The 22,618-nt window shown below is 43.4% G+C and carries 20 protein-coding genes and 1 other annotated feature; of the genes, 1 reads left to right on the forward strand and 19 read right to left on the reverse strand.

Features of this window, described 5'->3' with window-relative positions; genetic code table 11:
• Positions 1-7: 7 nt before the first annotated feature.
• The 10 genes from rpoB to PG418_RS06710 all read right to left on the reverse strand — a co-directional run bounded on the left by rpoB (position 8) and on the right by PG418_RS06710 (position 10,404).
• Positions 8-3,877, reverse strand: coding sequence for a DNA-directed RNA polymerase subunit beta (gene rpoB, locus PG418_RS06665; RefSeq protein ID WP_022220336.1), 3,870 nt, complete (start codon positions 3,875-3,877; stop codon positions 8-10).
• A gap of 347 nt (positions 3,878-4,224) precedes the next feature.
• On the reverse strand, positions 4,225-4,599 hold the full coding sequence (gene rplL, locus PG418_RS06670) for a 50S ribosomal protein L7/L12 (RefSeq protein ID WP_022220337.1): 375 nt from the start codon (positions 4,597-4,599) through the stop codon (positions 4,225-4,227).
• Between the two features lie 81 nt (positions 4,600-4,680).
• A complete protein-coding gene (rplJ, locus tag PG418_RS06675) occupies positions 4,681-5,205 on the reverse strand; it encodes a 50S ribosomal protein L10 (RefSeq protein WP_055247518.1) in 525 nt (174 codons plus the stop codon).
• Between the two features lie 75 nt (positions 5,206-5,280).
• Positions 5,281-5,417: a sequence feature (ribosomal protein L10 leader region), on the reverse strand.
• Positions 5,418-5,482: 65 nt separating this feature from the next.
• Positions 5,483-6,427, reverse strand: coding sequence for an L-lactate dehydrogenase (locus PG418_RS06680; RefSeq protein ID WP_008373488.1), 945 nt, complete (start codon positions 6,425-6,427; stop codon positions 5,483-5,485).
• Between the two features lie 213 nt (positions 6,428-6,640).
• Positions 6,641-7,333: a 50S ribosomal protein L1 gene (gene rplA / locus PG418_RS06685; protein ID WP_008373486.1), complete on the reverse strand. Its 693-nt coding sequence runs from the start codon at positions 7,331-7,333 to the stop codon at positions 6,641-6,643.
• An 84-nt stretch (positions 7,334-7,417) separates the two neighbouring features.
• Complete coding sequence (rplK, locus tag PG418_RS06690; protein WP_008373484.1) at positions 7,418-7,846, reverse strand: 50S ribosomal protein L11; 429 nt, start codon at positions 7,844-7,846, stop codon at positions 7,418-7,420.
• 70 nt (positions 7,847-7,916) lie between these two features.
• Positions 7,917-8,432, reverse strand: coding sequence for a transcription termination/antitermination protein NusG (gene nusG / locus PG418_RS06695; RefSeq protein WP_008373482.1), 516 nt, complete (start codon positions 8,430-8,432; stop codon positions 7,917-7,919).
• 36 nt (positions 8,433-8,468) lie between these two features.
• Complete coding sequence (secE, locus tag PG418_RS06700) at positions 8,469-8,681, reverse strand: preprotein translocase subunit SecE (protein ID WP_008373480.1); 213 nt, start codon at positions 8,679-8,681, stop codon at positions 8,469-8,471.
• 22 nt (positions 8,682-8,703) lie between these two features.
• The gene (gene rpmG / locus PG418_RS06705; protein WP_081445272.1) at positions 8,704-8,853 is read right to left on the reverse strand and encodes a 50S ribosomal protein L33; all 150 of its coding nucleotides are present in this window, start codon (positions 8,851-8,853) and stop codon (positions 8,704-8,706) included.
• Positions 8,854-9,153: 300 nt separating this feature from the next.
• Positions 9,154-10,404, reverse strand: a complete 1,251-nt coding sequence (locus PG418_RS06710) for a threonine/serine exporter family protein (protein WP_055296484.1) — start codon at positions 10,402-10,404, stop codon at positions 9,154-9,156.
• A gap of 263 nt (positions 10,405-10,667) precedes the next feature.
• Here PG418_RS06710 and PG418_RS06715 point away from each other — a divergent pair, with 263 nt between their 5' ends.
• The gene (locus PG418_RS06715; RefSeq protein WP_055296488.1) at positions 10,668-11,849 is read left to right on the forward strand and encodes an MFS transporter; all 1,182 of its coding nucleotides are present in this window, start codon (positions 10,668-10,670) and stop codon (positions 11,847-11,849) included.
• A 209-nt stretch (positions 11,850-12,058) separates the two neighbouring features.
• Here PG418_RS06715 and PG418_RS06720 read toward each other — a convergent pair whose 3' ends face one another.
• The 9 genes from PG418_RS06720 to PG418_RS06760 form a co-directional block, all read right to left on the reverse strand.
• Positions 12,059-12,412 (reverse strand): arsenate reductase family protein, encoded by a 354-nt coding sequence (locus PG418_RS06720; protein WP_055260930.1) that lies wholly within the window; start codon positions 12,410-12,412, stop codon positions 12,059-12,061.
• A complete protein-coding gene (locus tag PG418_RS06725; RefSeq protein WP_055296491.1) occupies positions 12,413-12,985 on the reverse strand; it encodes a DUF3841 domain-containing protein in 573 nt (190 codons plus the stop codon).
• Positions 12,961-13,518 carry a DUF3841 domain-containing protein gene (locus PG418_RS06730; protein ID WP_008373458.1) on the reverse strand — a complete coding sequence of 186 codons (558 nt, stop codon included), beginning with the start codon at positions 13,516-13,518 and terminating at the stop codon, positions 12,961-12,963. The genes PG418_RS06725 and PG418_RS06730 overlap by 25 nt, the downstream gene beginning before the upstream one ends.
• Positions 13,519-13,639: 121 nt before the next feature.
• On the reverse strand, positions 13,640-14,782 hold the full coding sequence (locus PG418_RS06735; RefSeq protein ID WP_055296493.1) for a YkvI family membrane protein: 1,143 nt from the start codon (positions 14,780-14,782) through the stop codon (positions 13,640-13,642).
• Positions 14,772-15,884: an iron-containing alcohol dehydrogenase family protein gene (locus PG418_RS06740; RefSeq protein ID WP_055296604.1), complete on the reverse strand. Its 1,113-nt coding sequence runs from the start codon at positions 15,882-15,884 to the stop codon at positions 14,772-14,774. The genes PG418_RS06735 and PG418_RS06740 overlap by 11 nt, the downstream gene beginning before the upstream one ends.
• Positions 15,885-16,049: 165 nt before the next feature.
• On the reverse strand, positions 16,050-17,630 hold the full coding sequence (locus PG418_RS06745) for a glucose-6-phosphate isomerase (protein WP_008373449.1): 1,581 nt from the start codon (positions 17,628-17,630) through the stop codon (positions 16,050-16,052).
• A gap of 122 nt (positions 17,631-17,752) precedes the next feature.
• Entirely contained in the window at positions 17,753-19,831 is a 2,079-nt protein-coding gene (locus PG418_RS06750; RefSeq protein WP_175306108.1) for an efflux RND transporter permease subunit, read from the reverse strand.
• A gap of 229 nt (positions 19,832-20,060) precedes the next feature.
• A complete protein-coding gene (codB, locus tag PG418_RS06755) occupies positions 20,061-21,332 on the reverse strand; it encodes a cytosine permease (RefSeq protein ID WP_270475377.1) in 1,272 nt (423 codons plus the stop codon).
• A gap of 44 nt (positions 21,333-21,376) precedes the next feature.
• Positions 21,377-22,465, reverse strand: coding sequence for a hypothetical protein (locus PG418_RS06760; RefSeq protein ID WP_498837248.1), 1,089 nt, complete (start codon positions 22,463-22,465; stop codon positions 21,377-21,379).
• Between the last annotated feature and the right edge of the window lie 153 nt (positions 22,466-22,618).

The raw sequence follows: 22,618 nt of genomic DNA on the forward strand, positions 1-22,618 counted from the left end.
CATCCTCCTATTCTAAATCCATGTCGTCATCAAAATCATCGTTCATATCGCCATCAAAATCGTCGAAGCTGTCATCTTCCTCCGGCTCATCTTCTACATCAACCAGTTCTCCTTCTGAGAATTCCTGCTTGCTGTATCCGTGTTTGCCGTAATCTTCGTCGTTATTGTAGCGTCTGTCTCCTTCAATAATGTGATTCAGGTTTGTATCACCGTAATCTACACTTTCCATGATCTGAACTTCTTCATTGTTCTCATCCAGGACACGTACATCCAGACCGAGTGACTGAAGTTCTTTAAGAAGTACCTTGAAGGATTCCGGAATTCCCGGTTCAGGAATATTTTCACCTTTGATGATTGCTTCGTATGTCTTCACACGGCCAACCACATCATCGGATTTAACTGTCAGGATTTCCTGCAGAGTATAAGATGCACCGTAAGCTTCCAGTGCCCAAACCTCCATCTCTCCGAAACGCTGTCCACCGAACTGTGCTTTACCACCAAGTGGCTGCTGTGTTACCAGTGAGTAAGGACCGGTTGAACGTGCATGGATCTTATCATCAACCAGGTGATGCAGTTTCAGATAATGCATGTGTCCGATTGTTACCGGGCTGTCGAAATATTCTCCGGTACGACCGTCTCTCAGTCTTACTTTACCGTCTCTTGAAAGCGGAACGCCTTTCCACAGTGCTCTGTGGTCTCTGTTCTCATACAGATAATCCATAACTTCCGGAAGAAGTTCTTCTTTATGTCTTGCTTCAAATTCTTCCCAGGACAGGTTAACATAATCGTTCGCCAGATCCAGGGTATCCATAATATCAACCTCGTTTGCACCATCAAATACTGGTGTTGCGATGTTGAATCCAAGTGCTTTGGCAGCCAGAGAAAGGTGGATCTCCAGTACCTGTCCGATGTTCATACGTGATGGTACACCCAGTGGGTTCAGCACGATGTCAAGCGGACGTCCGTTCGGAAGGAACGGCATATCTTCTACTGGAAGTACACGGGAAACAACACCCTTGTTACCATGACGTCCGGCCATCTTATCACCTACAGAGATCTTTCTCTTCTGTGCGATGTAGATACGGACTGCCTGGTTAACTCCCGGTGAAAGTTCATCTCCATTTTCTCTTGTAAATACTTTTGCATCTACAACGATACCGTATTCACCATGAGGTACTTTCAGAGAAGTATCTCTTACTTCACGAGCTTTTTCTCCAAAGATTGCACGAAGAAGTCTTTCCTCTGCTGTCAGTTCTGTCTCTCCCTTCGGAGTAACTTTGCCGACAAGAATATCTCCTGCACGAACCTCAGCACCGATACGGATAATACCTCTCTCATCCAGATCTTTCAGTGCATCATCACCTACGCCTGGAATATCACGTGTAATTTCTTCTGGTCCGAGCTTTGTATCACGGGCTTCTGCTTCATATTCTTCGATATGAACAGATGTGTAAACATCATTCTGTACAAGACGTTCACTAAGAAGTACAGCATCCTCGTAGTTGTAACCTTCCCAGGTCATGAATCCGATCAACGGGTTCTTACCAAGAGCCATCTCACCATTGGATGTAGAAGGTCCGTCTGCGATCACCTGTCCCTTTTCCACTCTTTCACCTTTGACAACGATCGGTCTCTGGTTGTAGCAGTTGCTCTGGTTGCTTCGCAGGAATTTGGTCAGCTTATAAGTCTTTTTTGTCTTGTCATCCTGTTTAATTGTGATTTCGGTAGATGTTGATCTCTCAACAATACCTCCTTCTTCTGCAACGACACATACACCTGAGTCGACAGCAGATTTTACTTCCATACCTGTTCCGACTACCGGAGCTTCTGTAGTAAGAAGCGGTACGGCCTGACGCTGCATGTTGGACCCCATCAGCGCACGGTTCGCATCATCGTTCTGCAGGAACGGAATCAGTGCTGTAGCAACAGAGAATACCATCTTCGGAGATACGTCCATGTAATCAAACATTCTTTTCTCGTATTCCTGAGTCTCATCACGGTAACGACCAGATACATTCTTATGAATGAAATGTCCTTCCTCATCCAGAGGCTCATTCGCCTGTGCTACATGATAATTATCTTCTTCATCCGCAGTCATATATACTACCTCTTCGGTTACAACCGGATTCTGCGGATCTGTTTTGTCAATCTTACGGTACGGTGCTTCTATAAATCCGTACTCATTGATTCTTGCATAACATGCGAGAGAGTTGATCAGACCGATGTTCGGTCCTTCAGGTGTCTCGATCGGACACATTCTTCCGTAATGTGAGTAGTGAACGTCACGAACCTCGAATCCGGCACGGTCACGGGAAAGTCCACCAGGACCAAGTGCAGAAAGACGTCTCTTGTGAGTCAGCTCACCAAGCGGGTTATTCTGATCCATGAACTGTGACAGCTGTGATGATCCGAAGAACTCTTTAACAGCAGCAGTTACAGGCTTGATATTGATCAGTGACTGCGGAGAAATGCCCTCCAGATCCTGTGTTGTCATTCTTTCACGAACAACTCTTTCCAGTCTTGAAAGACCGATTCTGTACTGATTCTGGAGAAGTTCTCCAACCGCACGGATACGTCTGTTACCCAAGTGGTCAATATCATCATCTTTACCGATTCCATATTCAAGATGCATATTGTAATTGATAGACGCCATAATGTCTTCTTTTGTAATATGCTTCGGAATCAGTTCATGAATATTCTTATGAATTGCTTCTTTCAGCTCATCGATATCTCCGGCTGTCTCTTCCAGGAGTTCAGCAAGTACCGGATAGTATACCAGTTCAGTTACGCCAACTTCTTCCGGATCGATTCCACATACAGCTTTGAGATCTACCATCATATTAGAAAGTACTTTGATATTACGGTCACTTTCTTCTCTTGCGATCCACACATATGGAACAGCTGCATTCTGGATGGCATCTGCAAGTTCTCTGTCAACGACAGCTCCTGCTTCTGCAATTACTTCACCTGTCATCGGGCTTACTACGTCTTCAGCCAGCGTATGTCCTGTGATACGGTTCTTGAGCATAAGCTTCTTATTAAATTTATAACGTCCAACCTTTGCAAGGTCATAACGTCTCGGGTCAAAGAACATGCTGGTGATCAGACTTTCTGCACTGTCTACAGCAAGCGGTTCACCCGGACGGATCTTCTTATATAATTCGAGAAGACCTTCCTGATAGTTCTCTGAAGTATCCTTTGTGAAACTTGCAAGAATCTTTGGCTCTTCACCAAAAAGATCGATAATCTCAGCATTCGTTCCAATACCAAGTGCACGGATCAGGACTGTGATCGGCACCTTACGGGTTCTGTCCACACGGACATAGAAAACGTCATTGGAGTCCGTCTCATATTCAAGCCATGCACCCCTGTTCGGGATAACGGTGCAAGAGTATAATTCTTTACCAAGTTTATCATGCGCAATTCCATAATAAATACCAGGTGAACGCACCAGCTGGCTGACAATAACACGTTCCGCACCATTGATTACAAAGGTACCGGTTCTTGTCATAATCGGTAAATCACCCATAAAGATCTCATGTTCATTGATCTCATCTGTCTCTTTGTTGTGAAGTCTTACCTTCACTTTAAGCGGTGCAGCATAAGTAGCATCGCGTTCTTTACATTCCTCGATTGTGTACTTGGTTTCATCTGTGCACAATGTAAAGTCGACAAATTCCAGGCTCAGATGTCCGCTGTAATCGGTAATCGGAGAAATATCATCAAATACTTCTTTTAATCCTTCATCCAGGAACCATTTGTAAGAGTCGGTCTGAACTTCGATCAAATTAGGCATTTGGAGTACTTCTTTTTGCCGGGAATAGCTCATGCGCATACTTTTTCCGTTTGTGATGGGACGAATTCTGTTTTTCTCCATTTGACGTTTCACTCCTTATATGATAAATTTTCGGGTTATTTCCGCCTTATTCAGGGCGCACTTATGGCATACGTTTCCACAATAGCGCATCTTTTACTTTACCACAGGTTTTTCCCGATTGTCAAGTCTAACTTTTCAAAGAATTGTATTTTTATTGTATTATATAATGTAAGTGACAAAATTTACTTTCGGTCTCTTTGATACCAGATTGCTACGTGCTTTGCACTCTCGCAATCCTCATCATCATTGTATGCATACCGCAGAAAAGTACAAAAAATCAAAAGAGCGTATCACTGCAGGAAATCCTGCGCGATACGCTCTTGTCATTCACAGTGCGATAACCAAAATTACTTAAGGTTAACTTCTGCTCCTTCAGCTTCAAGTTTTGTTTTGATTTCTTCAGCTTCAGCTTTAGAAACGCCTTCTTTAACTACCTTCGGTGCTCCGTCAACTAATTCTTTAGCTTCTTTAAGTCCAAGTCCTGTGATTTCACGAACAACTTTGATAACTTTAACTTTAGATGCTCCAGCAGAAACAAGTTCTACGTCGAACTCATCTTTTTCTTCTGCTGCTGCTCCACCTTCTGCAGCTGCTGCTACTACAACACCTGCTGCTGCGGATACACCAAATTCTTCTTCACATGCTTTAACTAAGTCATTTAATTCAAGTACAGATAATTCTTTGATAGCTTCAATAAATTCTGCTGTTGTTAATTTTGCCATTTTATTTTCCTCCATTTGATTTTAATGATTGGCTCTTTCGCCTCTTACTGTTCCCACACTCGGATGGGATTCCGGTACAGCTTACTCTGCTGCCGGTGCTTCTGCTTCAGCTTCTGCCGGAGCATCACCCTGTTCTGCGATCTGATTAAGAACACGAGCAAGGTTTGTAATAGGTGACTGTAAGCTTCCAAGTAATTTGGACAGCAGTACTTCTCTTGACGGAATCTTAGAAAGTTCCTGAATACCAGCTGCATCATATACTGAGCCTTCAACTACACCTGCTTTTACTTCAAGAGCTTCTGCTTTCTTAGCGAAATCGCAGATGATTCTTGCCGGTGCTGTTGCATCTTCTTTAGAAATTGCAATAGCGTTCGGTCCTTCCAGATATTCGTCAAGCTGTGCGAAATCTGTTCCTTCAAAAGCTCTCTTCATCATTGTGTTCTTGCAAACTTTGTAGATAACACCTGCTTCTCTCAGCTGTTTACGAAGTTCAGTATCCTGAGCTACTGTAAGTCCACAGTAGTTAACGATAACTGCTGACTGAGCATCTGTGAGATCTTCAACGATTGCCTGTACGATAGGTTGTTTTAATTCAACTTTTGCCACGAATGGTGCACCTCCTTGTAGTATTTTCAACTGCCAGAAAGTCTCGGTCCCAGCGGGGACTTTCATATCACGCAATCATGCGCTAAAAAACCTCCGCGCCAAAGCACAGAGGTTTACAAATTCAAATCTAATGAATCTTGTCTTCCTCGGTAGGCGTTTTGACCCTTATGCCTTACGGCACCTACTGTCTTCGGCAGTTACTTCGTAAATATAGCATACGTTTACCAGAAAGTCAAGTGTATTTTTTCATTTTTTCAATTTCATCCAGTTTCTTCTATTATAAGTCCAAACCATCCAGAACTTCCTTCAATTCTTTTGCAGATGAAAGCAATTTTTCTTTTTCTTCATCGCTCAGTGGAATCTCAAGAACTTTTTCTGCACCTTTCTGCGAAACTATGGTCGGAACACTGATACAGAGTCCTTCCAGTCCGTATTCTCCCTCCATCAGACTCGTGACAGGAAGAACCGCATTTTCATTCATAACAATGCTTTCTGCAATTCTCGCAACCGCCATTGCCACACCATAATAGGTTGCACCCTTTTTCTGGATAATATCATAAGCACTGTCCCGTACAGTCTTATAAATTCTTTCCATAGATTCCTGATGCTGATAATGTCCGCGAAGTTCGCAGAAATCATTGATTGGAATTCCCGCTACATTTGCCCCGCTCCATACAGCAAGCTCACTGTCTCCATGCTCTCCGATGATATTGGCATGTACGCTCCGGCTCGCAACCTGAAGATGTTCACTTAACAGATAGCGGAATCTTGCAGTATCCAGAACGGTTCCGCTTCCGAATACTCTTTCCTTCGGATATCCGGAAATCTTAAGTGCCGCATAAGTCAGAATATCCACCGGATTTGCTACAACAAGCAGGATTCCTTCAAATCCGCGTTTTGTGATTTCCGGAATAATCGATTTGAAAATTGCTACATTTTTGTGTACCAGATCCAGTCTTGTCTCTCCCGGTTTTTGATTTGCTCCAGCTGTAATGATGATTAGTGAACAATCACTGATATCATCATAAGATCCCGCATATATTTTCATCGGGTGCGCATATGGTCTACCGTGGCTTATGTCCATTGCCTCCCCTTCTGCTTTTTCTTTATTCGCATCGATCAGTACCAGTTCGGAAAAGATCCCTTTCTGAAGTAAACTGAACGCAGAGGACGCTCCTACAAACCCACATCCGATAATTGCTGCCTTTTGAATATTAACCATGACAAAGTGCCTCCTTTTAATTACTTGATATTTTTTTCACAGGCATAGGTTATCATTATTTTCCCCGATTTTCAATGTTTTCATGCATTGTTCGTCAAAAAATGCACAATGTATACAGAATACTGTTTGTTAGATTTCATGCTGCACAAAAAGACACCGTAACGGATCACTCCGCATACGGTGTCTCTATTATTTACATTTATTCAATACTGATTAAGCAAGCTTCATTGGGTTGATTTTTACACCAGGTCCCATTGTAGAAGTAAGTGTCACACTCTTAAGATACTGACCCTTTACTGCTGCCGGTTTAGCTTTGTTAATCGCATCGATAAGCGTCTGGAAGTTGTCAGCAAGCTGTTCTTCAGTGAAAGAAGCTTTTCCTACCGGTACATGGATGATATTTGTCTTGTCCAATCTGTACTCAATCTTACCAGCTTTGATTTCGTTGATAGCTTTTGTAACGTCCATTGTTACTGTACCAGCCTTCGGGTTTGGCATTAAACCTTTTGGTCCAAGTACACGTCCGAGACGTCCAACAACACCCATCATATCCGGTGTAGCTACAACTACATCGAATTCGAACCAGTTTTCATTCTGGATCTTCGGAATGAGTTCATCTCCACCTACGTAATCTGCTCCGGCAGCTTTAGCTTCTTCAGCTTTAGCGTCCTTAGCAAATACAAGGATACGAACCTTTTTACCAGTTCCATGCGGAAGAACTACAGCGCCACGGATCTGCTGATCTGCATGACGTCCGTCACATCCTGTTCTGATATGAGCTTCGATTGTTTCATCAAATTTAGCTGTCGCGCTCTTCTTAACAAGTGCGATCGCTTCATCTCTATCATAGAGAGTTGCTCTGTCGATTAACTTTGCAGCTTCTACGTATTTCTTTCCTCTTTTCATTCTAAATACCTCCTAGTGGTGATTACGGGAATTCCCTCCCACGTATTTTTTCAGTTTCCTTACATTCTGCTTATGCAGTCTGAATTAGTCCTCTACTACAGTTACACCCATGCTGCGGCATGTTCCTTCGATCATGCTCATAGCTGTTTCTACGGATGCAGCGTTCAGGTCTGGCATCTTAAGTTCTGCGATTTCCTTTACCTGAGCTTTTGTAATCTTAGCAACTTTTGTCTTGTTCGGAACACCTGAACCAGATTTAAGGTTGCAGGCTTTCTTAATAAGAACTGCTGCCGGAGGAGTCTTTGTAACGAAGCTGAAACTTCTGTCACTGTAAACTGTAATTACTACAGGAATGATCAGATCTCCCTGATCAGCTGTCTTTGCGTTGAACTGTTTTGTAAATTCAACGATATTTACACCGTGCTGTCCAAGAGCAGGACCAACCGGTGGAGCCGGAGTAGCCTTTCCAGCTGGAATCTGTAATTTGATATAACCTGAAACTTTTTTTGCCATTTTAAAGTACCTCCTTGTGGTATTTGCGGGGATTTCCCTCCCACGTGTTCATTATGCACTGCACATAAAGTTACATTTTTTTGACTTCTGCGAAACTGATTTCTACCGGCGTTTCGCGACCGAATAAATCAACATTGATCGTCAGGCTCTGTTTAGCCATATTGATAGTCTGAATCATGCCGACTGTTCCTTCCCAGGCTCCGCCTGTTACTGTCACAGTATCTCCTTCTTCAAAATCTACCACGATGTCTTCTTTCTGGATACCAAGCGGTGCCATCTCTTCATCTGTAAGCGGAACCGGTTTGGATCCAGGACCTACAAATCCTGTAACACCTCTTGTGTTTCGTACCACATACCAGGTATCATCGTTCATGATCATGTGGATCAGAACATATCCCGGAAACATCTTTTTCTGAGACGCTTTCTGTACGCCGTTCTTCAATTCGACAACTTCCTGCATCGGAACACGGACCTCAAGGATCTCATCTTCCAGATGACGGTTCTCGATCGTTTTGTCAATGTTGGCTTTTACCTTGTTTTCATACCCTGAATAGGTATGCACAACATACCATTTTGCTTCTGCCATAAACTCACCTTTCCTGCATTACCATTTATCAGTATCTTATCTAACTAATAAATCTACCCCGAATTTTACCAGGATATCACAGATCGTGATAATCGCTCCTAAGATAACGGAAACAACTACGACCGCAGCTGTCTGTTTGGTAAGTGTGGTTTTGTCTGGCCAGATAATCTTATTAAACTCAGCTTTCAGACCTTTGAAGAAAGGAGTTTTCTTCTCTTTTGTCTTCGCTTTGTCTTTAGATTCGCCCATAACATTCACTTCCCTTCAACGACTATTTCGTCTCTTTGTGTAATGTGTGTGATTTGCAGAATCTACAGTATTTCTTTGTTTCCATGCGTTCCGGATGAGACTTCTTATCCTTTGTCATGTTGTAGTTACGATGCTTGCATTCTGTACATTCCAGTGTAATTCTTGTACGCACAACTTCCACCTCGCTTTTTATGTTCTAATTTTTAGTTGCATGACAGCTTGCGAGGCTGTCGTGAAAGCTTCACGCCTGAAACTTTCTTTGTTAAAAATAGGCATAAAAAAAAGACCTATACTTCCATTCGCTAGGTTAGTGTACCATACCGAAAGTATAAAGTCAAGAAATTAAATAATTTTTTACGAAAGCCTTTGGACTGTCCAGGTGCATCCGGAATCTGCTCTCATCTAGGCATATTCCCGGCACACAGGCTAAAATTTCAGCCGCAGAATGAAATCCGCGGCTGAAACTTTTTATTTATCTGTCACTTTTTCCAATGTGATATTCTACCTTCATACCACGCATGATAGTTCTTGATGCAATATCTACAAAGTTAAATCCAAATGCAATTGCAACGCAGGTTGCAAAAAGTGTGATCGTCTGTTCCAGGAGCATATGCATATTCCCGCTTACGCATGCGTACATTACATAGTACAGATTCGGTCCAGGAATCAGAGGGAATACAGACGCTGTCAGGAAAATTGTTGATGGTGCTTTATTTATCCGCGACATAATAAATGCATAGAATGCAACGAATGTCGCCGCAATTGTAGTTGCAAGGAAGTTACTTGGACGCGCCTCATAAACAAGTGCATAAATCAGCCATGTAAAAAATGCTCCGATTCCACAGTAAACCACCTGCATGCCCCGGATCTTAAACCACAGTGCAAATCCCACGCAGGCTGCGGTACAGGAAATCAGCTGTACGATCAGATTCGGGGTAAGGATAAATCCTTCCGCCTCTACACCGCCAAAAAGAATCATCGGTATCGCCGTACCAAATGCGATTCCGGAAGCACCAAGCATGGAATTCATGATATTGATCGATCCGGAGATAAAGTCTTTCTGAAGCAGATCACGGATTCCGTTCGTCGTACTCAGTCCACTGATCAGGAGCATGACAATTCCGATCATGATCCGCTCCTCATGATCCGCAAATCCAAATTTAACAGATAACAGAATGATCATCTCTGCAATAAACGATAAGATCAGGTTATATGCCAGCAGGTTCTTCTCACGTTCGGCCAGCCAGTTCCCTGCTGCAACGATCACAATTGATACGATCACCGCAATGATCGCATCCCTTATATCACATCCAAAGAATACCGCAAATCCGGTACCACCTAAAATACCGGCCGCATAATGGGTGTACCACTTCTGTTCCGGTCTTCCCATCACCTCTTCAAACTGTCTTCTCATTTCTTTTGCATCCGGCTTTTCTTTACAGATTTTACGGCACAGATTATTCAGATAATCCAGCTTGTCAAAGTCACATTCCCCTATTTCTACCAGTCGGATCTGTGTAATAATCTGCCCTTCCGGTGTCTCTGCCGTAATCTGGATATTGCTTGGTATAACAAAAATATCATACTTTACAAATCCATAACTTCTGCAAATACGGTACAGACTGTCCTGTAGACGAAAGTTCTCCGCTCCACATCTAATCATAGCTTCCCCAATGTCCAGGATCCCCTGTACAATTCTCTCGTAATCGTATTTCACATTCATTTTCCTTTTCCCAAAACCTCTCTCTTTTGTTCTTCTTACAAAGCCAGTTGTTCCGCCCTCCCGAACACTTCAGCCATACGAAGTAATGATATCATGATGTATCAAAAAGTCAACTAAATTCGGAGAATTTTTTCTAACCATGCCCATTCAATCTCATTATACCTTTTGTGTTTTGAAGATATTGTACTATGTTTCTGCGATATTCGTCAAGACATCCACCCTCCAATATGATATAGTGTTATTTTGAAAGGAGCTTTTAAGAAATGAAAAAAAACACAAATTGTATGCAGACCATCTACGCTTGTTTTATTGGTTACATCGTTCAGGCTATCGTAAATAATTTTGTTCCCCTTCTTTTTGTCACTTTCCAAAATAATTACCATATTTCACTAGAACGAATTACCTTTTTGATCACACTCAACTTTATCATTCAGCTGTTTGTCGATCTTCTATCCGCATTCTTCATCGACAGGATCGGATACCGCATTTCGATTTTAATTGCGCATATCCTTTCTGCGGCAGGACTGATATTACTCACCGTTCTTCCGGAAGTTTTTTCCTCCCCTTATACCGGACTTGTAATCGCAGTTATCATTTATGCGATCGGCGGTGGACTTCTCGAAGTACTGGTAAGCCCGATCATCGAAGCCTGCCCTACTGATAACAAAGAAAAAGCAATGAGTCTCCTGCATTCCTTTTACTGTTGGGGGCATGTGGGCGTTGTTCTGTTATCAACCGCATTTTTCTGGTTTTTCGGAATATCGCACTGGAAAATCCTCGCACTTATGTGGGCTGTCATCCCAATATTTAACACTTTCCTCTTCAGAAGTGCACCAATCTACTCCCTTCACAAAGAAGGTGAACAAGGACTTTCTCTCAGAGAATTGTGCACATCTAAAATCTTCTGGATGTTAATGCTTATGATGACCTGTGCCGGTGCCAGCGAACAGGCAGTCAGCCAATGGGCATCCACTTTTGCCGAGACAAGCCTGCACATTTCCAAAACACTCGGCGATCTTGCCGGTCCTCTTACCTTTGCAGCCTGCATGGGGGCTTCCCGGCTGCTTTATGGGAAATACGGAGACAGGATCCGGCTGGATCTGTTCATGAGAGGAAGCTGCATTCTTTGCATCCTTTCCTATTTATGTATTTCCATCCTTCCATTTCCTGCGCTGAACCTTTTTGGATGTGCGCTTTGCGGATTCTCCGTTGGAATTATGTGGCCGGGACTTTTCAGCACTGCATCCGTCTCTATTCCACGTGGCGGCACAACAATGTTTGCCCTCCTTGCACTTGCCGGAGATCTGGGATGTTCCGGTGGCCCGACGCTTGCAGGTCTGGTATCTTCCTACGCCGGCGGCAGTCTGAAAACCGGGATTTTCGCAGCCATTATTTTTCCGGCCGTCCTGCTCCTTGGTCTGATAAAATCAAAAAAATCTGAATAAAAACTAACGGGTTCCTCTTTTCATTGAGTTACCCGTTATTTTTCTTTTTAGTTTATCGTTTTTTCAAATCGGTCCTCTTCCGGAGCTGTATCCTGTCCGAACCATTTTACTCAGTTTCGTAAGTGTTCCGTCTTCTTTCAATTCTTTTTACACATTCTTTACAGGCAGAATAAAAAGATGAGCACCTTTTACAGCACTCATCTTCCCCACTACTTCAACAATTTTTCTTCCCATTCTTTTTCTTTAAACCCGGTCAGTACAAATCCGTCCCCAACTACAAACGGTCTTTTCACCAACATACCATCTGTCGCCAACAGCTTTATCTGCTCATCTTCCGTCATCGTCGGAAGCTTGTCTTTCAGCTGCATCTGCTTATAAAGCATCCCACTTGTATTAAAAAACTTTTTCAGCGGGCCCCCACTCATCGCATGCCATTCCTTCAGCTCTTCATAGGTTGGATTTTCCTCCACGATTGCCCGTTCCTCAAATGCAATCTCATGCGCCTCCAGCCATTTCAGCGCCTTCTGACAGGTGCTGCATTTTCTGTATACCAATACTTTCATCTATCTGATCCACTCCTTTTTTATTCTCCAGAGTCCTGCTTGTACATCCCTTACAAGCTCTGTATTTCCATGTACCAATTCTTCATGATACCGTGTCAGACGTTGCCAGCTTTTCAGGATCTGCTGCTTCTGTAACGGATAAAAATTACTCAACACCGCATCCATCTCTTTGATCCCATACATCTCCAGCTGCTCCTGGAACTGCTCCTCATCTTTTTCATCTTCCCCAATATATTTGAGACAGAGAATCTTATTCCAGTCATACATATCAAAAAGCAGAACTTCATCCAATGGTACTTCCAGTGTCAGGAAGTTGCCGCCCATCGACTGATCCACATTATAGGCTTCACGGAATGCCCAGTACGGATACTCCGCACCATCCGGCTTCTTCACATATTTCTCCATCTCACGCACAAACCAGGAATAGGCTGTTGTGAAAATCTTTGCACTCTCCTGATATTTTTTCCGCACATACGCCTCTTTGGAATAGCACACGCCATTCCGCTCAATTGCTTCGATTACCGGGTCTGCCTGTGATGCATATAAGGTTATTGTATTACATTTTTCACCCATTCTCTTCGCACCTCCCAGATGTTTCCATAACATCCATCACTTCCGATCTGGATGTCATCATCAAAAAGCCTCTTCCAGCTCTCCCGGATCTCCCGTTTGATCTCCGGATAGAACTGCGACATATACGCCTGCGTGTCGCTGACTCCATAGGCTTCCAGAAGCTCTTTGTGCCGCTTTTCATCCGCCTTGTCTGCCGGAATATAGGAATAGTTGAGGATCATTCCCCATTTTGTGAAATTCACTCTGGTAATCAGGGATTCTTCGATCTCCAGTTCCAAGATCACTCTTCCTTTTTCCGGAAGCATCGTTGCATCCTGCCTGAAGGATACCCATACCGGAAATTCCACATCCGCCGGTTTATTCCCGTAGTCCGGTCCGTTCTTGACCAGCCATTCATAAGTATCCAGAACCAGCTCCGAATGTTCTTTGAGATCCTTTATGATATACTCTCGCTTTACCGTATATCGTCCGGTCTCCTGAAGAACTTTCCAGACATTTTCATGCTGCTTTGACCACACTGTAATCTTTGCCATTCCATCACCTCACTAATGGTAAAATATAAGTACTCCAAAGATAACTAACCGGCATCACCATACTTACATTTACTATAACACCGATTGGCATTTTTTGTCCTCTTTTCCCTTTATTCTCTCATTACTTCGTATCAAATCTGGTCACTGCCATGTGGATCAGATATGGAATAAGGATTACCGGAATCGCCAGATACGCCAGCACACTATACGCCTTCTGGATCAGTGTCAGAAGCCCGAACTGTGCGATTCCAAAATCTACAACACAGCAGATAAATGCTGCCACAATTTCCTTTGTACCAATTTTACTTTTTTTACCCGTTTCCGTCTCTTTCTTCACTTTATTAAGACCACTGCAGATTCTCTTGACCATTGCAGCCACCATATTAACCGCCGTAGATACCGCTCCAAGAATGATCAAAACAGAAATCAGCGGCATCATAAATCCTTTTCCAACACCGCACTGCACCATAAAAAGTGTCGGGACGCTCGCCTCGCTCATCTCCGGCTTGGTACAAACAGTCATAATCCCAAGCACAACCATGATCATCATAAGTGCATTGATGATCCATCCGATTCCCATACTTTGCACCGCGTCATCCGGCTTTTCAAAGCTCTTGGCATGCTGCACAAAAACAGCCACATTTGCCAGCTGGAATGTTCCGTAAATAAATGCTGAATAGAGTGCTTTCCCAAAGGATCCGCCATTTGCAGTCATCCGTGAAGCTGTATCTGCAATCTGCCCTGCACCTGCGATGATATTCGGAATATACACGATCAGAAGACCTGCGATAATGCAGACAGACAGGACAGAAGCCACCTTACGCACCAGGTCTGTTCCAAATACTGCCACAACGAAGATAAATATGCCGATAATCAACGTACACAGCAGATACGGAAGTCCGGTCAGGGTACTTAAGGTCGCTCCGCCTGTCGCAAATGCAACTGCGGGAGCCACGCACATCACACAAATATACAGTACTTCAAACAAATTGGAAAATACCGGCGCAAAATTCCCGTAAAACGCATTGTTATAAGACCGATAATCATATACCTCATGCTTTCTCGCAAACCGGAGGCAGTATGCGAAAAATACAGCATTATATCCCATGGCCAAAACCGGCATCAGAAGACACCAGATTCCATAACGCACATAATAACTGTAGATCTGCGCACCCGAGGCAAATCCACCTCCGAAATGTGTTGTAAACCAGACAAACGCTACCCCAAGAATCATAGAGGAAGTTGCGGATTTCTTATTCTTCATGGCTCTGATCCTTTCTGACTCTTTTTTTCAGTTTCTGCATTGCATCTTCCAGCATTTCCCGGGTTACCTTATATGGGTAATGTGCTACATCCGACATTTCCGAAATACGTCCCATACTTTCTTTCCATTCATCCTCTGTAATCTCAATTTCTTTCAAGGACACCGGAAGACCTATCTCGCGATTCAGCTGATATATTTTCTCAAATTCTTCTTCCTGTCCATCTACAAGAAGTGCCAGAAGCACACCAAATCCAACTACTTCCCCGTGCAGATGCCGCTGCTCGATCACCGGATACTTCGTCAGAGCATAAAAAATTGCATGTGCAAGTCCACTGTTATAATCCGGTGTGAAATCTTTTGTAAGGAAAATGGATGCAATTCCGGTTGTCACAACGATCGCCAGAACCACCTGCTCTACATCGTATGTACACAGTCCCTTTTTATGGTCTGCAAATGCCTTCGGTCCATATTCCAGAAGCGGATTCCTGCACATCAGACTGACTGCTACACCAAGTGAGGTAAAATGTTCCAGTCTTTCATCCCTTGATGAGATTGTTGCTTCATAGTATTTTGCATAGGTATCACCAATTCCTGCCCACATATACTGACTCGGTGCTTTTGCTATGATTTCTGTATCGATAAATGCATGCATGACCGGACGCACGAAGAAATTCGGTTTCAGAAATGTACCATCCTCGTTATACATGATCGACACCGATGTACATGCCGAACAGTTGGATGCGATTGTCGGGAAGCTGAACACCGGCTTATCATCTGTAATACACAGACATTTTACCGTATCCAGTGCTTTGCCCCCTCCCACTCCAAATACCATATCTGCTTTCTGATAAACCGACATCCGGCGAAGCTTTTCTACCGTCTGATAGGTACAGTCTTTCCCATAAAGTTCTTTTCCAATAATCTCCAGATTCGTCTGGTCGACCGCCGCTTTGATCTTATCAAAAGCCGCATCAAGTGCCCTTTTTCCGCCGATCACAAGTACCGTTTTTCCATAAGATTCACAGACCGGTCCGATTTTATCGTAAATTGCATCTCCGATGGAATAATTCGGGAGATGCACCTCGTAATTTTCTAATTTCATAGTTGTTCTCTTTTCCTGGTTTTATGTCTTTTTCCTAAAAAACAATCATTCAGCCGGAAATCCTGACAGAATATCCTGGTAGCTTCTCTTGCATATTTTCGTATCCAAAAAGCCGGTCCGAATCCTAAAATCCGCACCGACTCTGGTCTCTTTCATTAATTCTGATTAGATATCTAAAAGATCACTGTATACTTTCAGTGCTCCGTCTGTCTCATGGGCAAGTACACGTTTGGCAAGTACTTTCCCAAGCTGAACACCTTCCTGGTCGAAGCTGTTCACATTCCATACAAATCCCTGGAACATAACCTTATTCTCAAAATGTGCAAGAAGTGCACCGAGTGTCTCTGGTGTCAGTTCTTTACCGATGATAATACTTGACGGACGTCCACCTTCAAAATTCTTGTTGCGGTTCTCGTCTGATTTACCGCATGCAAATGCTACGATCTGTGCAGCTACGTTTGCGCAGAGCTTCTGCTGGCTTGTGCTGTCCTGGATCACAACATCGGTTCCGATCTGGCTGTTCTTGAAGCCGATGAACTGGAGCGGTATGATGTTGGTTCCCTGGTGGAGAAGCTGATAGAAGGAATGCTGTCCGTTTGTTCCTGGTTCTCCGAAGATCACCGGACCTGTCGGGTAATCTACCGGCTCGCCAAAGCGGTTAACTGATTTACCATTGGATTCCATATCCAGCTGCTGCAGATGTGCCGGGAAACGGCTCAGTGCCTGTGAATATGGGAGAACGGCTGTTGCCGGATATCCGAGTACATTACGCTCGTATACACCGATCATCGCATCCAGCATTGCCGGGTTCTTCAATAAATCTTCATTCTTGGAAACTTCATCTACCTTTGCTGCTCCTGCAAGGAACTGTGCAAATACTTCCGGTCCGAATGCCAGCGAAAGTACGGCACCGCCGACTGCTGAAGTAGATGAGTAACGTCCTCCGATATAATCATCCATGAAGAATGCTGCAAGATAATCATCGCTCTTTGCAAGTGGTGATGTCTCGCTTGTAACAGCGATCATATGCTTGGAAGCATCCAGACCTGCATTCTTCAGGGCATCTTTTACAAATGACTCATTGGTAAGAGTCTCAAGAGTTGTTCCTGACTTTGATACCAGAACAAAAATAGAATGTGCTACATCAATTGAATTCAGTACTGCTGCTGCATCATCCGGGTCAACATTGCTGATGAATTTGGCTTCCATCTTGAATGTGCCGTTCTTCTTAGCCCAGTTCTCAAGTGCAAGATACATTGCGCGAGGACCAAGGTCACTTCCACCGATACCGATCTGTACGACTGTTGTGAATTTCTCACCTGCTGCATTTGTGATCTCGCCGGCATGTACTTTATTGGCAAAATCTGCGATCCTCTGCTGCTGCTTAACATAGAATTCTCGCTTGTCTACTCCGTCAGCTTCTACTTTATCTCCAAGCTGTCCACGGGTGAGCTGATGAAGAACCAGTCTCTTTTCTCCTGTGTTGATCACTTCTCCATTGTAGAGTGCTGCGTACTTTTCTGTCAGCTGCGCTTCTTTTGCAAGCTTTGCAAGTGCTGCAAGTACTTTATCATCTACTGCTTTTGCAGCGTAATTGTAAGTAAGATCCTCTGTCATCGGAACGCTGTAATCCTTAACACGTTCTGCTCCGTTCTCACCGGACATCACTTCTGCAAGATTGACACGTTCTACTTCCGAAAGTTCTTTAAATGATGTAAGTGTATCCAAATTGTTCCAATTAATCATAGTGGATTCCTCCTTATTCCTTTTATGATAGTAGGATTGTATCAGCCCTTTTGATACGCACGGATCTTTTTCTCCGTTCCTTGTATCATATAATAATCCAAGAAAATTATACTATGATGTGGTTATGATTTCAAGCCTGACGGTTGGAAACCTTTGCTCGTCTTTACAATAATCTTGTCAAATACCATGAATAAGGACGGAAGGATCAGCACAACAACCACCATACTGATCAGTGCACCTCTCGCCATCAGGATACACAGTGAACTGATCATATCGATATTGGAATAAAGTCCGACACCGATCGTTGCAGCAAAAAAGCTGAGCGCACTGACGATGATCGACTGCGCAGAGAACTTATGCGCTGTTGTGATCGCGTCAAATTTGCCTGCGCCGCGGCTTCTCTCTCTCTGATATCTGGTGGTCATCAGGATCGCATAATCCACAGTCGCGCCAAGCTGGATCGTACCGATTACGATTGATGCCACAAACGGCAGCTTTGTTCCAGTGTAAAACGGAATACCCATATTCACAAAGATCGCAAATTCGATCACACCGACCAGGATCACCGGAATAGTAATTGATTTGAACAGAAGCAGAATAATCACAAATACGATTCCAATAGACACTGCACTTACACGCTTAAAGTCCGTGTCTGTAATGTTGATCAAATCTTTTGTCAATGGCCCTTCTCCTACCAGCATTGCACCCTTATCATATTTATCCATGATCTTATCAATCTGCTCAATCTGTTTGTTTACTTTATCCGTTGCTACTTTGTACGTAGAATTTACCATCAGCAGCTGGTACTTGTCATTTTTCAGCATACCGGTGACAGATTCCGGGAGCATATCTGCCGGGACACCTGAGCCGACCAGATTATCCAGTCCAAGTACCCATTTAACACCATCTACTTTTTCAATCTCCTGTGACATCTTCTTGACATCAGAACCTGCAACCGAGCTGTCCACCAGGATCATATGTGTGGTGTTCATATTGTAATCTTCTTTTAATTTCGTGTTCGCAATGACACTCGGAAGATCCTTTGGCAGCGATTCGTCCAGATTGTAGTAAACACCTGTGTGATTGTTTCCGTAAATCGCCGGAAACAGAAGGATCACAAATGCTACTACATAAATCACGTAACGCTTTGTCACCTTATCTGAAATCCTTCCAATATCCGGAAGCAGCGGTTTGTGTTTCGTCTTCTCGATCAGCTTGTCACAGCACAGGATCATGGACGGAAGAACGGTTACACAGACCAGAACTCCGAAGATAACACCTTTTGCCATAACGATACCGATATCTTTTCCAAGCGTAAAGCTCATAAAGCAGAGTGCGATAAATCCGGCAACCGTCGTAACTGAACTTCCGATTACGGATGAAAAGGTCTGGGAAATCGCGTGTGCCATCGCCCGCTCTTTATCTCCGTTATAGCGCACCTGCTGCTCCTGATAACTGTGCATCAGGAAAATAGAATAGTCCATAGTGACACCGAGCTGAAGTACCGCTGCCAGTGCCTTCGTGATATAAGAAATCTCTCCAAAAAATACATTCGTTCCAAGATTATATACGATTGCGATTCCGATACTCAAAAGGAACAATACCGGAACAAAAATCGATTCCATCGTAATTGCCAGAACCAGTGCAGAAAGTGCGACTGCGATCAGTACATAAAGTGGTGTTTCCTTTTCGGCAAGCTCTTTGGTGTCCTCTACAATCGCAGACATTCCACTTAAGAAGCACTGCTCTCCGGTGATCTTACGGATCTCGGTAATTGCCTTCATGGTTTCATCGGATGAAGTTCCGTCTTTGAAAAATACCGCCATCATTGTTCCGTCTTCTGTGTTGTACTCATCATACAGCTTTGACGGAAGCACGCTCTGTGGAACCGAAATATCAGCCAGTGAATCATACCAGAGTACATTCTCTACTCCGTCTACCTTCTCTACCTTTTCTTTCAGCTTCACAATCTCTTTATCTTCCATGCCGTCTACCATCAGCATCGAAAATGCCCCGATCCCAAAATCATTCGTCATGATCTCTTGTCCCTGCATTGTCTCAATGTCTTCCGGAAGATAAGTCAGCACATCATAGTTGATCCTGGTGTTCACATACCCCCACACAGCCGGAATCAAAAGGATAATACTGAGTATCAGTATCGGTACTCTGAATTTAACAATCTTTTTGCCAACCTTTACCATACTTTATTCCTCTTTTCTTTTTATTCTTTCTCTCTTAATGACTGCCGGTCATTTATTTTACAAAACCAATATACAACAAAACTGACCATAAGTCAATTTGTTTATTGACTTATGGTCAGTTTTTTAATAATATTGTTTAGACTGATAACCTTATGCGTAATCCTGCTCCATAATATAACAACGAGCAGACTCTGTTCCCCGAATCTGCCCGTTCATTTACGCTATTCATTTATGCCTTTTCCGTCACTTCATTATGATTTTTGCAAAGCACCTGTCCAGCCACATAGCAGACCGCTGCAACTGCCATACCATTGATCGAAGCAATTCCCCATGACACAAGATTTGCTACCACTGCACCTGCGATCACACCGATCACGGCAAACCAGTTCACAGTTTTGATTTCTACTTTATCACTGTCGTACTCCTTCTTATTTATGAAGTACGAGAGCACCAGGATGATCCCTACCGGCGGAAGGGTACAGTTCAGTACGTTCAGCCAGTTACAGAAATTGTAATACAGCCATACAGAAAGAAGTGTTCCGATAATACCTGAAATCAGAACCATCGGTTTCTTCTTCTGCCGGAAAATATTTGCCAGTCCAAGACCTGCCGAATACAGCGCATTGTCGTTGGTGGTCCAGATATTGAGTCCCAGAACCAGAATCGCCATATAGAACAGATTCAGACGGATCATAACCTCAAAGATATCATTTCCGCCAACGAAAATATAGGCAATCGCCCCAAAAAAGAACATCAGTGAATTCCCGATAAAGAATGCTACAACCGTTGCAATTGTACCTGATTTGGCATCCTTTGCAAATCTTGCAAAGTTCGGAGTTGCCGTTCCGCCTGATACGAAGGAACCGACTACCATACCCGCTCCACCGATCACGGTCACAGATCCACTGGATACTGCAAACTGGTCAACGATTGTTCCATTTCCCTGACGAACTGCCATCACCATTGCTACCGTTCCAAGAATCGCAACGAGCGGAACTGCAATATAGCTTACCACCGTAAGGGAATCAATTCCGAAATATGCAGAAGCGGTCATACAGCCTCCTGCAACCAATACCAGAGCCCACATCGCAGCCTTACTTCCACCGAGAAGTTCTCCTGATACCGGGATTGCAAACATCGCAACACCCACACCGAACCATCCGATCTGAGTGAAGCTGATCATTGCAGAAGAAAGATAAGATCCTTTTTCTCCAAACGCTCTTTTTGCCAGAAGATCCATGCTAAGTCCGGTCTTTGCACCTACATATCCCAGAAGTCCTGTATACATACCAAGGATCGCTCCTCCAAGGAGAAGGGACTTGATAAATCCCCAGAAATCAAGTCCTGCTGCCATCTGCTGCCCAACCCACATACTTGCCGAGAAAAATGTAAATCCCAGCATGATCATAAACATGGTCAGGAAACCTTTTCTGCCCTCTTTCGGGACTGCCTGATCCGCATAGTCAATATCAACAGTTGTATCTTTCGTGTTTTTGCTCATTTTTTACCTCATTCCATTCTCTGTGATCAACAAATTCATTCTTTTTATAGCATATATTTCTTCAAAGAATCAGTAAATTCGGTAATTCTCTGATCTGCCAGTTCTTTTAATGTAATATTTTTCATACTCTCGATATATCCCTGTTCCTGACGGTACAGCCACTTGGTGTCTGCCGGACGAATCTTCTCATAGTGGTTCTTCTCGATCCAGTCCTCATAACTGATCGGTGTCGGGTATCCAATCTTTTCATCAAGCAGTTCTTTAAAATCGATCTTATCTGCTCTCTCTTTGATCCCTTCCCAGAATTCCAGAACTTCCTCTACATGCTCATGAATCTCATAGCGTCTTGCCCCGCCATCGTAGATGATACATTTTTCAAAAAGCGGACTGCACATGGAAAGTGTCTCTCTTCTGAACTCCGGCGCGATGATTCCGTCCTTCCAGTAGAAGTCCACATCCGGAAGGTTGATTCCTGACACACCTTTATCCTGATAAGTACTGAAAATTCCTTCATAATACACGGTAATGAACCCTTCAAATTCCGGCCAGAACTCACGGATCTCTCTGGTAAGATTCTCAAGAATCTCAATTCCCTTTGTCCCACCAATTGTGAAAATGATAATATTGCGAAGCTTTGCTCCGTTCTTCCTGTAAAAATCTGTCACATAGCGCAGGCAGTGGATCAGAGTCTCCCCACTTGCAATGATATCTCCGATCATCAGTGTGCTGTCCGGAACCATGGTAAGCTTACTATATTTGATTTCAAGCCCTGCAATCTCTTCATCCGCAAATACACGTTCACTGGATAAGAAACTGATATCGTGTACACGGATGTGCTCTCTGTAGCAGCTTTCCTCCAACGGATAGTTCAACGCTCCTCTCAAGATAGAAAGAATATTTGCAGTTGTCACTTTCTTCTGTTCCTTAAAATAGTAAAGCATCTGAGATGTAGAAGGAATCAGGCAGTCATATACCTCATATCCGACGATCTCCGGTGTATTCAGAAGCTTTCTTGTCTCTTCTTCCGATACAACATAATATTCATTTACATAGTTCCCACCGGCCAGTTTATAACAGGCTACACCCTGTTCATTAAATTCCGGCACCAGCTTAACCTGATTCCAATTTTTCATCTGTGATTTTCCCCTTTTCTGTAAGTCCACTTTTCATAACAATAAACATTCTACAAAATGGTATGATGAAAGTGGGGGAATGTCAAGTGGAAAATGAGTAGTGAAAAATAAGCAGATGTAAAAAATACTCTTTTTGCATCAAAGAGCACTCTC

It is taken from the genome of Bariatricus sp. TF06-38A (assembly GCF_027690675.1).
In the GTDB taxonomy this organism is placed as follows: domain Bacteria; phylum Bacillota; class Clostridia; order Lachnospirales; family Lachnospiraceae; genus Allocoprococcus; species Allocoprococcus comes.

Bases quoted from the DNA above. Each gene is read 5' to 3' on its own strand.
- PG418_RS06730 (WP_008373458.1), bottom strand. From the start codon at position 13,518: ATGGCAAAGATTACAGTGTGGTCAAAGCAGCATGAAAATGTCTGGAAA.
- PG418_RS06745 (WP_008373449.1), bottom strand. From the start codon at position 17,630: ATGATTAATTGGAACAATTTGGATACACTTACATCATTTAAAGAACTT.
- PG418_RS06680 (WP_008373488.1), bottom strand. From the start codon at position 6,427: ATGGTTAATATTCAAAAGGCAGCAATTATCGGATGTGGGTTTGTAGGA.
- PG418_RS06750 (WP_175306108.1), bottom strand. From the start codon at position 19,831: ATGGTAAAGGTTGGCAAAAAGATTGTTAAATTCAGAGTACCGATACTG.
- PG418_RS06735 (WP_055296493.1), bottom strand. From the start codon at position 14,782: ATGAAGAATAAGAAATCCGCAACTTCCTCTATGATTCTTGGGGTAGCG.
- PG418_RS06760 (WP_498837248.1), bottom strand. From the start codon at position 22,465: ATGAAAAATTGGAATCAGGTTAAGCTGGTGCCGGAATTTAATGAACAG.
- codB (WP_270475377.1), bottom strand. From the start codon at position 21,332: ATGAGCAAAAACACGAAAGATACAACTGTTGATATTGACTATGCGGAT.
- PG418_RS06720 (WP_055260930.1), bottom strand. From the start codon at position 12,412: ATGAAAGTATTGGTATACAGAAAATGCAGCACCTGTCAGAAGGCGCTG.
- PG418_RS06715 (WP_055296488.1), top strand. From the start codon at position 10,668: ATGAAAAAAAACACAAATTGTATGCAGACCATCTACGCTTGTTTTATT.
- PG418_RS06710 (WP_055296484.1), bottom strand. From the start codon at position 10,404: ATGAATGTGAAATACGATTACGAGAGAATTGTACAGGGGATCCTGGAC.
- rplA (WP_008373486.1), bottom strand. From the start codon at position 7,333: ATGAAAAGAGGAAAGAAATACGTAGAAGCTGCAAAGTTAATCGACAGA.
- PG418_RS06740 (WP_055296604.1), bottom strand. From the start codon at position 15,884: ATGAAATTAGAAAATTACGAGGTGCATCTCCCGAATTATTCCATCGGA.
- PG418_RS06725 (WP_055296491.1), bottom strand. From the start codon at position 12,985: ATGGGTGAAAAATGTAATACAATAACCTTATATGCATCACAGGCAGAC.
- secE (WP_008373480.1), bottom strand. From the start codon at position 8,681: ATGGGCGAATCTAAAGACAAAGCGAAGACAAAAGAGAAGAAAACTCCT.
- nusG (WP_008373482.1), bottom strand. From the start codon at position 8,432: ATGGCAGAAGCAAAATGGTATGTTGTGCATACCTATTCAGGGTATGAA.
- rpoB (WP_022220336.1), bottom strand. From the start codon at position 3,877: ATGGAGAAAAACAGAATTCGTCCCATCACAAACGGAAAAAGTATGCGC.
- rplL (WP_022220337.1), bottom strand. From the start codon at position 4,599: ATGGCAAAATTAACAACAGCAGAATTTATTGAAGCTATCAAAGAATTA.
- rplK (WP_008373484.1), bottom strand. From the start codon at position 7,846: ATGGCAAAAAAAGTTTCAGGTTATATCAAATTACAGATTCCAGCTGGA.